The sequence below is a fragment of the Galbibacter sp. genome (assembly GCF_035306585.1).
GTDB lineage: Bacteria > Bacteroidota > Bacteroidia > Flavobacteriales > Flavobacteriaceae > Galbibacter.
In genome coordinates this window covers 1-15,068 of record NZ_DATGNU010000116.1, presented here as the reverse complement: position 1 = coordinate 15,068, position 15,068 = coordinate 1, and the positions used below count along the sequence as shown (strand labels likewise).

Genomic DNA, 15,068 nt, shown 5'->3' with positions numbered 1-15,068 from the left:
AAAATATTTTTAACCATTAATCTAAAATACGTGCATTATATCTTATTTATATGGCCGCCTCTGGGGATGGGTGTATATTTGGATTACCATAGCATAAGTAGGTTAAGTTCATGGTAAGATTTGGGGCAAAAAGGGTGGATTAAATCCACCCTTTTTATTTAACGGTATTTCGAAATTCACTTTTACGACCCCCTGTCCCTTCTACCTATTTAAGTTCCCATCCATCTCTATAGGTTCCATGCACCCACTTATTGGCATCTTGGTAGTTTTTGACCTCCATATTCTGTCCGTCCCAGAGAATTTTTTTTCTTCCTGGATAGTTGTATGGATCCCAGTCACCTGATTTCTTTCCAGGTTTAAGTACTTTAAACTGGAATGCTTTTATAGCTAAATTTCCCATAAGAACAGCTTCTGTTAATGGGCCAGCATAATCAAATGGTGAGGAAGTTTCTATGCCTTTTAAACAACCATCCACCCAATTTTGATAATGACCATTGATCGCACCTTTTACTCTCTTTAAACGTTCATTCGGCAGTGGTCCTACTTTGTCTTTATAATAATTTAGAATTCTTGGATTTTCCGAATAAGAATCGGTGACCATTACTCCTTTGGATCCATAAAATATGGAGCCTCCACCTGGATCTCCAATGGTTTCTCCTTCTTCAAGATGATCCGGTATATCAGGCATAATTCCACCATCATACCAATTTAAATCAATTTCCCCATGCGTTTTATGATCGAACTTCAATCGAACAATAGAAGAAGGCGGACAGGATTCACTATAATCTGCTTCTACGAAATCTCCTGACCACACAGTGGTACAACTAGCCTCGGCCTCTGTAGGGTATCCAAGACCTAATGTTCTAAACGGGGTTTCCATGATATGACACCCCATATCTCCGAGTGCACCTGTACCGAAATCCCACCATCCGCGCCATTTAAATGGTAGATAAGCGGAATTATAAGGCCTATAGGCTGCTGGACCTAACCATAGATCCCAGTCTAATGTCTCTGGTATGGGCTCCCCTTCTGGTACTGGTGTAGTACCCTGTGGCCATACGGGGCGATTTGTCCAGCAGTCTACGCGATCAATTTTTCCTAATACCCCAGCTTCTAACCATTCTTGAGTGGTTCTAGCCCCATCGGATGAACTTCCTTGGTTTCCCATTTGAGTGACGATACCTTGTTGTTTTGCTACCTGTGCCATAAGCCGGGCCTCGGCTATATTATGCGTTAGTGGTTTTTCCACATAGGCATGTTTCTTTTCTCTCATAAACGGTAGTGCTATGGTAGCATGAGTATGGTCTGGAGTGGCGACCATAACCGCATCGATATTCTTTAATTCTTTATCGTATACCTTTCTAAAGTCCTGGTATTTTTTTGCCTTTGGAAATTTTTTAAAAGTAGTTGATGCTCTTTGTTGGTCGACATCACATAAAGCCACGAACTTAACTTGTTTGGTCTCATGTAATTTGTCGATTACACCAGCACCTCTTCCACCAACTCCAAATGCTGCCACGTATAGCGTATCACTTGGAGGAATGTGGTTTCCTCCTAGAACGTGAGAAGGAACAATGTACAAGGCACTACTGGCCGCTGCTGCATTTTTAATAAAGCTTCTACGTTTCATGCTGAATTTTTAAGTTTTATATCGTTTTAGTTATAAAAAAGAATGCAAAAGGTACGTAATTTATTTTGTAAATTTCAACAGCTAGGGATGGGGTGATGGCTGTAATTAAGCTATAGCTATTTGACCAGGTTGCGTGGTATTTTATTTTTTAGATTTGATTTTCGGGTCACGTTGCGTCTTTATCCTGTAAAAAATCGTAATTTTCAGTTTCAAAGGTATATTTATGAAAAGGTTAGGGGTGCTTTTTTGTTGTTTAGTATTTATTTCCTGTAATTGGCTTATTTCTAAAAAAGAAGTCAAAGAAGAATTAATCCAAAAAGAATTGGAGGCTATTAACTGGAACGATGTAGATAAATATCCTCTTTTCGAGAACTGTGATGAAACCCTTTCTAGAGAACAACAGAAACAATGTTTTGAAAATGGATTCAATCAACATTTCTTAAATTCACTGCAATTACAACCCTTAGTAGTTCACGAAAATTTAAATGATACGATCAAGGTTCAACTGCTTATCGGCAAGGATGGGGAGGTTTCTATTCTACAGATAAAAAAGTCTAAAAAGATCGCACAGCAAATTCCTGAAATAGATACATTAATAGCACATAGCGTGGAAACCTTGCCAAAGGTGTATCCTGCTTTAAAACGTAATATTCCAGTGAATATGAAAATTCAATTACCAATCATTTTAAAAGCTGGAGGGTTATAGATTAAATGGCTACCTTCGCTAAAAGAATAGAATAAGTACCTATAAAATCATATACTTTTGCTCAGTAAAGAACGCATTATATTAGGAATTGATCCCGGAACGACCATCATGGGATTTGGTGTAATTAAGTGCACGGAACAGCGTATGGAACTCATCCAAATTGATGAACTAATCCTTAAGAAATACACAGATCATTATTTAAAGCTTCGTAAAATATTTGAACATACTATTTATCTAATCGAGGCACACCATCCAGATGAGATTTCTATCGAAGCACCTTTTTTTGGAAAGAATGTGCAATCGATGCTTAAATTAGGGAGAGCGCAAGGAGTAGCGATGGCCGCTGGCTTATCAAGACAAATTCCTATAACAGAGTATTCGCCTAAAAAAATAAAAATGGCCATAACTGGAAATGGAAATGCAAGTAAAGAACAAGTGGCTCGTATGTTGCAAAATTTGCTTACCCTGAAGGTGCTGCCGAAAAATTTAGATGGAACTGATGGATTGGCCGCTGCGGTTTGTCATTTTTATAACAGTGGGGCAACGAAGGCTGCAAAAAGCTATTCAGGCTGGGATTCCTTTGTCAAACAGAATGAATCGCGAATAAAGCAGTGATGTTATTATCCTATCAAAATACCAGTGAAGTGCTTCAGGCAGCCACACAGCGAGATCTTTATAAAAACCTCATCGTTCAAATTAATAAGGATTTGAAGTTTGCAAATTTGGACTGTGAATTTGATTATGCCATTTCTCCGCACGCCCTAGCAAATGAACTTTGTGAGCTCATTTTTAATTGTATAAACAACAAATTTGCAGACTACCTGAATCTCCTCTATATTGCGGATGTTCCAGAGCATCAAATAAAAGCGCTAGATGGTAGTGATTTAGTTAAATTGACCCAGAATGTGGTTTTTTTAATACTTAAAAGAGAATATCAAAAAGTTTGGTATAAAACTCGTTATCTATAACGTAGCTCTAACTCTTTTTGTACTTAAATACTTATATAATGTAGTTTTAATGCAATTTTAACATTTTTTCGGTACTTTTTGCTTATATTATAATTCATCGAAGTGTAATATAAAAACGATCTATGTTAAAAATCATTGTTAAAGAAGGTGAGAATATCGAAAGGGCCATAAAGCGTTTTAAAAACAAGTATAGAAAAACCAAAGTGCTCCAAACATTAAGAGAGAAACAACAATATTTAAAGCCTTCCGAAGAACGAAGAAAAAATAAAGAAAAAGCAATATATAGAGAGCGTTATTTGCGTTCCCTGGAAGAGTAATATAAGCAAGGATTTACAAAATATTTAAGTAATTTTAGCGCTTAATTATTTTGAAAATGTCTGATCCGAAATCTTTTTACTCCCAGAACGTACGACAATACAGGGAACAAATTAAAGCAGTCCTAAAAAAACTACGATTATTGGGTTTTTTGCGGCTGCTTTCTTTTATGGCATGTATCGGGGTAGTTTACCAGTTTTGGAGCGAACACCTCCTATTGGGTATTAGTTTGCCAATTGGTCTTTTGTTATTTTTATTTCTGATCCTTAAATATAAAGATCAGAGAATCCTAAAGCATAAATTAGACAAGCTACTGGATATCAATGAGAAAGAATTAAAGGTTTTAGATAAACAGTTTGACTTTCTGGATACGGGCTTGCAATTTAATGATCCCCTACATGAATTTAGTCATGATATCGATCTATTTGGTGATCGTAGTTTTTTCCAATACAGTAATCGCAGTGTAACGGCAGAGGGTAGGGTAAAACTTGCGGATATTTATACCAATAATACCCATGAGAATATTCAAGCCAAACAACAAGCAATTAAAGAACTTGCATCCATGCCAGTGTGGAGACAGGAGTTTTCCGCAATTGCAGCACTGGTCAGAACTGAGCTACCTAATGGAGTTATACAGAACCGCCTACGTTCGCATAAACCAATAGTAAAAGGTGTATTTAGAAGCTTGCCCTTGATTTTTTCAATGGGGTCAATAGCAATTTTTCTTCTTGCTGCTTTTGGAGTGATTTCAGGGAATATAGTGATGTATTGGTTATTAGTGGGACTTGCTATTACAGGGAGCTTCTTTAAACGAATCAGTATATTATCAAATAGTCTAGGTTCAGTACAGGATAGTTTTCGTCAGTATCAGCATTTGATTTCGTTAATTGAAAATACAACTTTTCACGCTAGCCTACTCAAGGAGAAGCAACAGGATCTATTTGGAGAAGCGGATTTTACCTCAAGAATCCTTAAAAAATTTGCCAAAGCACTAGATGCCTTGGAACAACGTAATAATCTTTTAGTCGCTGTGCCAGGAAACGGCTTTCTATTACTTGATCTTCACAATACATACAAAGCTGAAAAATGGATAGCCCAACATAAAGATTCGGTTGAAAAATGGTTTGATGTGGTATCTTTTTTTGACGCATATAACTCGTTGGGGAATTTTGCTTTTAACCACCCAAGTTATAGTTATCCAGAGATTAGTGAGGGCCCTATGGTTATACGAGCAGAAGGATTAGGACATCCTTTAATAAAGGAGCAAAATTTAGTATCTAATAGCTTTGACATCGACAAAGGACAGTTCTTTGTGATCACAGGGGCAAACATGGCGGGAAAAAGTACCTTTTTAAGAACCGTGTCACTATATATTATGATGGCAAATTCAGGACTTCCAGTATGTGCTAAAAATAGTTCTTACAGCCCTATTAAGTTAATCACTAGTATGCGAACCATTGATTCCCTTGCGGAGGATGCTTCCTATTTTTACGCTGAGTTAAAACGACTGAAATATATTGTAGATAAGGTGAAGGAAGATCGTTATTTTATAGTGTTAGATGAGATTTTAAAAGGGACCAATAGCAAGGACAAAGAGATCGGTTCTAAGAAATTCATTCAAAGATTAACCATCTCTGAATCCACAGGGATAATAGCCACGCATGATCTTAGCTTATGCGAACTTTCAAGGGAGTATTCTCAGGTCAAAAATTATTTCTTTGAAGCCTTTATAGAAGAAGGTAATTTGAATTTTGATTATACTTTAAAGGAAGGTAAATGTGAGAACATGAATGCGTTCTTTTTACTGCAATCTATGGGAATTATCTAAAAAATGATGGCTATTTAAATCTTGATAGTAAATCAGTGGCTTACATAAATATTCAACCATTTGGGAGTTTTAAAAATTCTAATTAGTATTTTTGACCCTACAGAGTACTTTGCAATCTCAAGATGAAAACTAAACGTAAAAATATAACCATGAGCGAAACTAGACATAATTGGACCAGAGAAGAGATTTTGGATATTTACAATCAGCCTTTAATGGAGCTGTTATACCAAGCAGCTAGCGTACACAGGGAATATCATGACCCTAATACGGTCCAGGTGTCAACATTGCTATCCATTAAAACTGGAGGTTGCCCAGAGGATTGTGGATACTGCCCACAAGCCGCTCGATATCATACCGATATTGAGGGCAATGATTTAATGACGGTTTCTCACGTGAAGGCGCAAGCGCTTAGAGCTAAAGCGGCAGGGAGTTCACGCGTTTGTATGGGAGCTGCATGGAGAAATGTAAAGGATGGCCCAGAATTTGACCAAGTTTTGGAAATGGTTCGGACGATCAATAAATTGGATATGGAGGTGTGTTGTACCCTTGGAATGGTTACTGAAAATCAAGCGCAACGTTTGGCCGAAGCAGGCCTTTATGCCTATAACCATAACCTGGATACTTCCGAGGAATATTACAAAGAAGTTATTTCTACTAGGGGGTATGAAGATCGTTTAAAAACCATTGGAAACGTTCGAAAAACCAATGTAACAGTTTGTAGTGGTGGAATTATTGGTATGGGAGAAAAGGTCGAAGATCGTGCTGGGATGTTAGTTGCTTTGTCAACGCTTAATCCACAACCTGAATCGGTTCCAATTAACGCTTTAGTTGCGGTTGAAGGAACTCCAATGGAAGAGCAGAAGCCTGTGGAGATTTGGGATATGGTTCGTATGGTAGCGACCGCAAGAATTGTGATGCCACAGACGCAAGTGAGACTTTCTGCTGGTCGTACCCAAATGAGCCGTGAAGGCCAAGCCATGTGCTTTTTCGCTGGTGCTAATTCCATATTTGCAGGAGACAAGTTACTTACCACACCAAATCCAGATGTGAATGAGGATATGGCTATGTTTGAAAAATTAGGTCTGATACCACAAAAACCTTTCGTGAAAAAAGCACAACCAGAAAGTGTAGAAGCTGAGTTTTCGAAATTTAAAGAAATTGGAGAGAATCCTAGATGGAGCCGTCCAGGACATACTATAGAAAGAAATGAATTGGCCAAACAGAAGGCCAAAGAAAGTAAGGCTGTATAAGCTTTAAAATCTTAAATTGTAGTTCGACACAAAGTTGCCCACTGTAATTTCATAATAAATATAGAAAACAAATTGTAACTTAGTGGTTGTTTTTTAAAGTTTGTGTTTACATGGAACTAAGAGAAATACCTCGATTGGAGCATATAAGTAAAGAAGCGTTTGTCAATAATTACGTAAAGCCTCAAAAGCCAGTGGTGGTTGCCCAGATAACAAAAGATTGGCCGGCACACCAGAAATGGCATTTTGATTATATCAGAGCTATCGCGCAAGACAAAACGGTTCTCTTATATGATGATCGTCCAGTTACTCATGAGGATGGATTTAATGAGCCTCATGCTAAAATGAAAATGGGAGATTACATTGATCTTTTAGAAAAAGAGCCCACGAATTATCGTATTTTCCTGTACAATCTAATGAAAGAAGTACCTTCTTTGCAAAAGGATTTTAAATGGCCAGAACTGGGAATCAAATTAGTTAAACAACTTCCGATGTTGTTTTTTGGGGGTGAAAACTCTAAAGTTTTTATGCACTTTGATATAGATTATTCCAACATTTTGCATTTTCATTTCCATGGTAAAAAGCAGTGTATTCTCTTTCCACCTGATCAGAGTAAATATATGTACAAAGTTCCACATTCATTGATCTCTAGGGAGGACATTGATTTTGATAACCCTGATTACGATCGATGGCCTGCTTTGAAAAAGGCGCAAGGCTATATCGCACATTTGGAACATGGAGATATGCTATATATGCCGGAGGGATATTGGCATTATATGAAGTATGTGACTCCTGGTTTTTCTATGAGCTTACGTTCTTTACCTCGTAAACCGCTACATTTTGCTAAAGCTGCGTACAATGTCTTTGTCATGCGCCATTATGATAATCTAATGCGTCGTTGGAAAGGTCAAGATTGGATCGATCACAAGAATAATCAGGCTATCATAAAAACACATCAAGCTTTAGGGATTTCGACTAAAAACGACGCTTAGAAAGGATAAAGCGCTGCAGCTTTTTCATAAACCATTGCTGCTTCCCACCCTCTGTAAAGGAGGTAGTCTATTAATTTCTTTCTAGCTTTTAGAGGATTTGATTCCGTAATTTGATCAGCTTTCTTTTTAGCCAGGTCGTCAAAGGTTTCAAAATAATCCGAATCCGAAATTTCCTTAAGTGCGGTTTGAATATTAAAACGAGAGATTTCTCTAGCTTTTAATTCTCGAACTATTCGGTTTTTACCCCATTTTTTTATTTGAAATTTTCCCCTTGCATAGTTCTTTGCGAAACGTTCTTCATTTAAAAACCGATTGGTAATCAAATGTCCCACGATGGTATCAATGGCTATTGGGATCATTCCCATGCTTTTTAATTTGGCAACCACCTCTTTATGACATCGATCTTGGTATGCGCAGTAGTGCTCTAGTTTCTTGGTAGCCTCTTCAACGGTATAGCCAGTTCTTTTAATCATAGTGTAAAGAAACAAAAAGCACCATTGCGTTGCAATAGTTTTCTCCGTTTTTAAAGTTTAATGGTTTTAAAGGAACCTTAAGATGCCATGCAAAAGGGTATTGAAAATTGAAAAATTGTGTTACTTTTAATGCAAACTAAAAACCTAGCTTATTTTGAATATTTTAAAACAACGATATCTTTCCTTGGATGTATTACGAGGTCTGACCTTATTCTTAATGATTATAGTGAACACTCCAGGTTCATGGAGCAGTGTTTATAGACCTTTAAAGCACGCCTCATGGCATGGATTTACCTTAACCGATTTGGTGTTTCCAACATTTCTATTTGTGGTGGGGAATGCAATGAGTTTTAGTATGCGAAAGTTTGAACAAGGCCCGCATTCTAAATTTTTAATTAAGGTGTTTAAAAGGACCTTTATGATATTTGTAATTGGATTCTTGTTGTCTTGGTTTCCTTTTTTTCGAGAAGGCCAGTTAAAACCTTTGGAGGATGCTCGTATTTTTGGTGTTTTACAACGCATTGCACTTTGTTATTGCTTTGCTTCAATGGTTATTCACTATTTAAAAATCAGAGGAGCTTTAATCTTTAGTATTGTGGCGCTAGTGGGCTATAACTTGATTATGTATTTCCTGGGAGATTACACTTTAGAAGGCAACGCTGCTTTAAAACTAGATCTCTGGCTATTAGGGCCAAATCATTTATACCATGGGGAAGGGATTCCCTTTGATCCAGAGGGTCTTTTAAGCACCTTGCCAGCAATTGTGAATGTGATTTTCGGGTATTTTGCTGGTGTATTTCTACAGCAAAGTGGAAAGAACTTTAAAACCATAGCACTGCTAATGCTTGGTGGAGCAACCTTAGTTTTTGTAGCCCTAGGTTGGGACCTCTTGTTTCCAATTAATAAGAAGTTATGGAGTAGTTCCTATGTATTGCTAACCGTTGGGATAGATGTAATGGCACTAGCTTTTTTAGTATACGGTATTGAAATTTTACAGAAAAAGAAGTGGACTTATTTCTTTGAGGTATTAGGGAAGAATCCATTATTTATTTACATCCTATCAGGCTTGTTTGTCAAGTTGTTATTCATCTTTAGGATTCAAGGCAGCTCCTCTTACGGTTGGATTGCCGAAAATTTATTTATGTCTTGGCTCGGTGATTATTTTGGCTCATTTGTTTTCGCTGTTAGCTTCACGATGATTCTTTGGAGTATTGCATATGTAATGGACAAACGAAAAATTTATATCAAAGTATAATAGTTTTAGTTTGGGGTCATAGATAGTAAAAATTTTACAAATCTTGTCTTATTGAAAAATAATGTTATCAAACTACCACAAAAAACTAAGGTAGCCTAGAGTTAGAAACTATTATTGTATATTTATTGTCTGAGTTGTAGATAAATTCCATTGTTTTAACAGGGTCTCCCCTATATAAACATAGGAGATACAACCTCTAACAACGGCTCATTGAAGGACAAGCCGACCAACGAAAACGTCCTTTAAGCTGAGCTTTTTAATTTTAACCAAACACCAACCAATGCCATTATTTATAGTTCTTCTTGGGATCCTATTATTATTTCTCCTTATTGTAAAATTTAAACTCAATGCTTTTCTAACCTTTGTCATTGTGTCTTTGTTTGTCGGTATTGCCGGCGGAATGCAACTTGATGCCGTCGTATCCTCTATTCAAACTGGAATTGGTGGAACGCTCGGTTTTTTAGTACTTATTCTTGGCCTTGGAGCCATGTTAGGTAAGCTTGTGGCCGATAGTGGAGCGGCTCAGCAAATTACAGATAGACTTATTGAAAAATTCGGAAGAAAACACATCCAATGGGCTGTAGTGCTTACTGGATTTATTGTCGGAATACCCATGTTTTATTCTGTTGGATTTGTACTTCTTATCCCACTTATATTTACTGTTGCAATATCCAGTGGTGTGAAATTGTTATATGTAGGGTTGCCAATGCTCACGGCATTGTCGGTTACTCATGGATATCTACCACCACATCCCGCTCCAACTGCCATAGCTGAACAGTTTAATGCGGATATCGGAAAAACCTTATTGTACGGGATTATTATCGCCATTCCCGCTATAATTATATCTGGTCCGATGCTTGCTAGGACTAACATGATACAACGGGTAAATGCAACACCGCTAAAGGAATTCTACAACGCAAAACCTATTGAAAAAAGTAAATTACCTGGAATGACAGTGAGTATTCTCACTGCACTATTGCCTGTTATTCTTATTGGTGTTTCAACCATTGGGAGCCATTTTTTAGATCCAGGATCGACCTTTACAACACTGTTGAGTTTTGTAGGGGATCCGGTGATTGCTATGCTTATTGCTGTACTTGTCGGCATCTATACTTTAGGGTTATCTAGAGGAAAGAAGATGCCAGAGCTTATGAATTCACTAACAGATTCCATCTCAAGTATCACCATGATCCTACTGATTATTGCTGGAGCAGGCGCACTTAAACAAATTTTAGTAGATAGTGGTGTAAGTGATTATATTGCTGATTTAATTAAACATTCAGATTTATCACCTTTATTTTTAGCCTGGCTCATTGCTTCAGTAATTAGAGTATGTGTCGGATCCGCAACCGTTGCAGGCTTAACAACTGCAGGCATAGTGTCTACCCTTGCGCAAAGTCAAGGAGTAAGTGCTGAACTAATGGTTCTTGCCATTGGATCTGGTAGCCTTATGTTATCCCACGTAAATGATAGTGGATTTTGGATGTTTAAGGAGTATTTTAACCTTTCAGTAAAGGAAACCCTGTCCACTTGGACTGTGATGGAAACTTCTGTTGGAATTATGGGGCTTGTCGGGGTTTTGATCTTGAATTTTTTTATTTAATTAAGTATCCTTTTTAAGGGTAATAATAGCTGTGAATACTTGTTATGGTAAGCGCTGTTAAATTCGTCTTTTGTAGGTGATTTTGGAAGTATTTTTCAAACAATTAGCTATAACTTGATTTTAAGCGGTCAGTTTTGCATTTGAAATTGTAAATTAGTTGTGAACTAAGCAATTTATATAGTAATTAAGGGGAAAACTGCTTTCCTCCTACGTTGAAAATCGTGGGTTTCCGCAGTGTTTTTATGATAAAACCTTCTGAAAGAATAGCCGAGTTAGGGCTTGTTCTGCCACCTGCACCTAAGCCAGCTGGGGTCTACCGGCCTATACTAGTAGTTGACCATTTTTTATATGTTTCAGGCCAAGGACCTGTGCTAGAGGATGGTAGCCTGATGTCAGGGAGAGTTGGTGATGATCTAGATGTTGAAGGTGGTTATCAGGGTGCAAGGCAGGTAGGGCTTACGATGCTCTCAACTATTCAAAATCATTTTGGAGATATCGATCGGATTAAAAGAGTTGTCAAGGTCTTTGGGATGGTAAATTGTACAGCTAATTTTAGAAAACATCCCTTGGTAATTAATGGCTTTAGTGAATTAATGGCTGAGGTTTTTGGGACCGAAAACGGAATTGGGGTCAGAAGTGCAGTTGGGATGATGCTGCCCGATAATATCCCCGCTGAGGTGGAAGCTATTTTTGAACTACATAAATAAAGACAAAAGATCATGGAGGGAAATTGGTACGAAATTCAAAATGATCACGAGATTGCAACTCCTGCACTTCTCGTGTATCCTGACCGAATCACCTATAATATTAAACGCATGATTGAGATTGCTGGTGATGTGAATAGACTCAGACCTCATGTGAAAACCTATAAGAATGCTGAGATAATTCGGATGCAACAGGCCTATGGTATCCATAAGTTTAAATGTGCTACTATTGCGGAGGCTGAACTCCTAGCACAATGTATGGCTGGGGATGTTTTAATTGCTATGCAGTTAGTAGGGCAAAATGTCACTCGCTTCTATGAGCTAGTCAAAACTTACCCTGAAACTAGATTTTCGACACTTGTAGATGATTTGGGGCATGCAAAATTACTCAGTGACATATCTTGTCAAAATGGTCTAATAACGCCTATGTGGTTGGATATAAACGTTGGGATGAATCGTACCGGGATTATTCCAGATAAAAGCGCACAAGAATTGTATAAGTATCTTTCTGTGAATAAACATATACAAGCTATGGGTTTTCATGTGTATGATGGCCACCTACGGGATTCGGATTTTGAGCAGCGTAAAAATCAATGTGATGCTAGTTTTGGATCCGTACTACAGTTAAAAGAGGATCTTTCAGCGCAAGGAATCAATGTTGATACCATTATTGCTGGGGGGTCGCCGAGTTTCCCAATTCACGCTTTAAGAAAAGATGTGGAATTAAGCCCAGGGACAGTGTTATTATGGGATGCCGGCTATGGTAAACGATTTCCAGAAATGGACATGCAGGTAGCAGCGGTATTGATTTCAAGAGTCCTTAGTAAACCAGTAGAAGGTATTATAACATCTGATTTAGGGCATAAATCCATAGCTCCTGAGATGAATTTCCCAAGAATAGAACTATTAAATGCAAAGGACCTAGAACAAGTGAGTCAGAGCGAGGAGCATTTTGTCTTTAAAACCAATCAATGGGAATCATATAAAATTGGCGATCTCATCTATGGTATTCCTATGCATATTTGTCCTACCGTGGCTAAATATCAGTATTTGCAGGTTGTAAAATCAGCTAAAGTTGTGGGTCGTTGGAAAGTAGGAGCAAGAGGACAAAAAATATCTATATAACGAATAACAACATAGTTTCACTTAAAAACTCCAATTGCCAAATGATACTCGATGCACATTTAGACCTTTCTATGAATGCTATTGACTGGAATCGTGATCTTCGTACTGACATAAAAACACTTCGAGATTTTGAAAAGGATCTTCTGGATCTTCCAGGACGCGGACAGAACACAGTGACTTTTCAGGAGATGAGAAAGGGTAATATTGGCCTTTGTGTAGCAACCCAAATTGCACGTTATGTCAAGCCATCAAATCCATTACCAGGATGGAATTCTCCTGAGCAAGCATGGGCCCATACGCAGGCTCAACTGGCTTGGTATAAAGAAATGGTAAGGGTTAAGGAGCTTTCTCAGATTACCAATTTACAAACCCTTGAAGCTCATTTAAATTATTGGGAACATTCTAAGGACGACAAAAAATCCATCGGCTTTGTGCTTAGTTTGGAAGGTGCGGATTCCATCGTGAGTATGGAACATCTACACCAGGCAGTGGGTTATGGTCTTAGAGCAGTAGGACCCGCTCATTATGGCCCTGGAACGTACGCCTTCGGAACAAACTCCAGAGGAGGTATAGGTGAAAAAGGAAAAACTTTACTTCAAGAAATGGAAAAGCTACACCTTATTCTTGATGTTACCCACCTCTGTGATCAAAGTTTTTGGGAGGCTCTCGAGGTTTTTGATGGGGTTGTGTGGGCGAGTCACAACAATTGTAGAGCGCTTGTAGATCATAATCGACAATTTTCAGATGAACAATTAAAGGAACTCATTCGTAGAGACGCTGTTATAGGTGGGGTTTTGGACACATGGATGATGGTTCCAAATTGGCAAAAAGGGGTTTCAACTCCTCAAAGTGCTGGGGCTGGCTTAATGCAAATTGTGGACAATATTGATCATATCTGCCAGCTTGCTGGGAATTGCAAGCATGTAGGAATAGGATCTGATCTAGATGGTGGTTTCGGTAAGGAACAATCGCCTTATGATGTAGATACCATAGCGGATCTTCAAAAACTAAAAGGCTTATTACAGTCAAGAGGTTATGGAAAAAGTGATATTGATGGCATTTGCCATGGGAACTTCTTAAGAATCCTTAAAAAGGTACTTTCAAAATTTTAGACATAAAAAAAGGCCACCCTTTTTACAAGGTGGCCTTTTTAGTTATTTTAAGACTTTACCGTCTTTATCTTTAAAACGGTATTCTAAATATGTGTAAGCATCTCTAGGTAAAATCTTGACCCATTTTTTGTGTTCTAAAAACCATTTAGAACGTATGGATGGAAATCCTTTTGTTAAATATGCGGCAATAAATGGATGCGTATTAAGTATGATTCCATTCTTGCCATCTTCTGAATGTATTATGCGCTCTAGATCGATATTAATTTTATCTATCAATCCAATTGGTGCTTCAATTTCGTCACCTCGACCGTTGGGATTCTCCTCTCGGGTTTTAATGTTAACCTCTGGTCTTACGCGCTGTCTTGTAATTTGTATAAGGCCAAACTTGCTAGGAGGTAGGATTTTGTGTTTGGCTCTATCATCTTTCATTTCCTCTCTTAAATGGTCGAATAATTTTCTTCGATTTTCCGTGTTTGTCATATCGATGAAATCGACCACTATAATTCCTCCCATATCTCGTAATCTTAGCTGTCTCGCCAACTCTGTGGCGGCAATAAGATTGACCTCTAAGGCAGTTTCTTCTTGAGATTTAGCCTTATTGGAGCGGTTGCCGCTATTGACATCCACCACATGTAATGCTTCGGTGTGCTCAATAACTAAATAAGCTCCTTTACTGGTAGATACGGTTCTTCCAAAAGAGGTTTTGATTTGTCTTTCGACTCCAAATTTTTCAAAGATTGGAATTTTAGACTCATACAACTTTACAATAGATTCTTTCTTTGGTGCAATTTCATGCACGTACTCTTTTATTTGATCATAAAGCGTTTCATCATCTACATAGATCCCTGTGAAGTCATCGTTGAAAACATCTCTAAGAATAGAGGCTGCCCGATTCATTTCGTTGAGAACTTTAGAGGGATGAGGCGCTTTATAAATTTTTTTACACAACCCATTCCATTTCTTAAACAGGTTGTTCAAATCTTTATCTAGTTCGGCGACTTTTTTGCCTTCTGCCACGGTGCGTACAATTACACCAAAGCCTTTAGGTTTGATGCTCTGTACTAGCCTTTTCAATCGATCCTTTTCTGCTTTGCTCTCTATCTTTTGCGA

At 37.9% G+C, this 15,068-nt stretch carries 15 protein-coding genes; 12 read left to right on the top strand and 3 right to left on the bottom strand.

Annotated features, from left to right (window positions below):
• Window positions 1-205: 205 nt before the first annotated feature.
• Window positions 206-1,630, bottom strand: coding sequence for a Gfo/Idh/MocA family protein (locus tag VKY50_RS10725; protein WP_324301685.1), 1,425 nt, complete (start codon window positions 1,628-1,630; stop codon window positions 206-208).
• A 223-nt stretch (window positions 1,631-1,853) separates the two neighbouring features.
• On the opposite strand from VKY50_RS10725, the gene VKY50_RS10720 reads away from it, so the two are divergent.
• The 7 genes from VKY50_RS10720 (at window position 1,854) to VKY50_RS10690 (ending at window position 7,686) form a co-directional block, all read left to right on the top strand.
• Window positions 1,854-2,336: an energy transducer TonB gene (locus VKY50_RS10720; RefSeq protein ID WP_324301683.1), complete on the top strand. Its 483-nt coding sequence runs from the start codon at window positions 1,854-1,856 to the stop codon at window positions 2,334-2,336.
• A gap of 108 nt (window positions 2,337-2,444) precedes the next feature.
• A complete protein-coding gene (gene ruvC, locus VKY50_RS10715; protein ID WP_414652334.1) occupies window positions 2,445-2,951 on the top strand; it encodes a crossover junction endodeoxyribonuclease RuvC in 507 nt (168 codons plus the stop codon).
• Window positions 2,951-3,304: a hypothetical protein gene (locus VKY50_RS10710; RefSeq protein ID WP_324301679.1), complete on the top strand. Its 354-nt coding sequence runs from the start codon at window positions 2,951-2,953 to the stop codon at window positions 3,302-3,304. The genes ruvC and VKY50_RS10710 overlap by 1 nt, the downstream gene beginning before the upstream one ends.
• Window positions 3,305-3,426: 122 nt before the next feature.
• Entirely contained in the window at window positions 3,427-3,621 is a 195-nt protein-coding gene (rpsU, locus tag VKY50_RS10705; protein WP_324301678.1) for a 30S ribosomal protein S21, read from the top strand.
• Window positions 3,622-3,677: 56 nt separating this feature from the next.
• Complete coding sequence (locus tag VKY50_RS10700) at window positions 3,678-5,447, top strand: MutS-related protein (RefSeq protein WP_324301676.1); 1,770 nt, start codon at window positions 3,678-3,680, stop codon at window positions 5,445-5,447.
• A gap of 149 nt (window positions 5,448-5,596) precedes the next feature.
• On the top strand, window positions 5,597-6,697 hold the full coding sequence (bioB, locus tag VKY50_RS10695; protein WP_324301674.1) for a biotin synthase BioB: 1,101 nt from the start codon (window positions 5,597-5,599) through the stop codon (window positions 6,695-6,697).
• A 110-nt stretch (window positions 6,698-6,807) separates the two neighbouring features.
• Window positions 6,808-7,686: a cupin-like domain-containing protein gene (locus VKY50_RS10690; RefSeq protein WP_324301672.1), complete on the top strand. Its 879-nt coding sequence runs from the start codon at window positions 6,808-6,810 to the stop codon at window positions 7,684-7,686.
• Here the strand turns inward: VKY50_RS10690 and VKY50_RS10685 are convergent.
• Window positions 7,683-8,159, bottom strand: a complete 477-nt coding sequence (locus VKY50_RS10685; RefSeq protein ID WP_324301670.1) for a regulatory protein RecX — start codon at window positions 8,157-8,159, stop codon at window positions 7,683-7,685. The two genes, VKY50_RS10690 and VKY50_RS10685, sit on opposite strands and share 4 nt — an antisense overlap.
• Before the next feature lie 154 nt (window positions 8,160-8,313).
• Between VKY50_RS10685 and VKY50_RS10680 the strand changes: the two genes are divergently transcribed.
• The 5 genes from VKY50_RS10680 (at window position 8,314) to VKY50_RS10660 (ending at window position 13,958) form a co-directional block, all read left to right on the top strand.
• Entirely contained in the window at window positions 8,314-9,414 is a 1,101-nt protein-coding gene (locus VKY50_RS10680; protein WP_324301668.1) for an acyltransferase family protein, read from the top strand.
• A gap of 280 nt (window positions 9,415-9,694) precedes the next feature.
• Window positions 9,695-11,017 (top strand): gluconate:H+ symporter, encoded by a 1,323-nt coding sequence (locus tag VKY50_RS10675; RefSeq protein ID WP_324301666.1) that lies wholly within the window; start codon window positions 9,695-9,697, stop codon window positions 11,015-11,017.
• 242 nt (window positions 11,018-11,259) lie between these two features.
• On the top strand, window positions 11,260-11,724 hold the full coding sequence (locus VKY50_RS10670) for a RidA family protein (RefSeq protein WP_324301664.1): 465 nt from the start codon (window positions 11,260-11,262) through the stop codon (window positions 11,722-11,724).
• Between the two features lie 12 nt (window positions 11,725-11,736).
• On the top strand, window positions 11,737-12,846 hold the full coding sequence (locus VKY50_RS10665; RefSeq protein ID WP_324301662.1) for a D-TA family PLP-dependent enzyme: 1,110 nt from the start codon (window positions 11,737-11,739) through the stop codon (window positions 12,844-12,846).
• Between the two features lie 41 nt (window positions 12,847-12,887).
• Window positions 12,888-13,958: a dipeptidase gene (locus VKY50_RS10660; protein WP_324301660.1), complete on the top strand. Its 1,071-nt coding sequence runs from the start codon at window positions 12,888-12,890 to the stop codon at window positions 13,956-13,958.
• A gap of 42 nt (window positions 13,959-14,000) precedes the next feature.
• Here VKY50_RS10660 and VKY50_RS10655 read toward each other — a convergent pair.
• Window positions 14,001-15,068: ribonuclease E/G (locus VKY50_RS10655; protein WP_324301658.1), on the bottom strand; the 1,068-nt coding region annotated here is incomplete at its 5' end.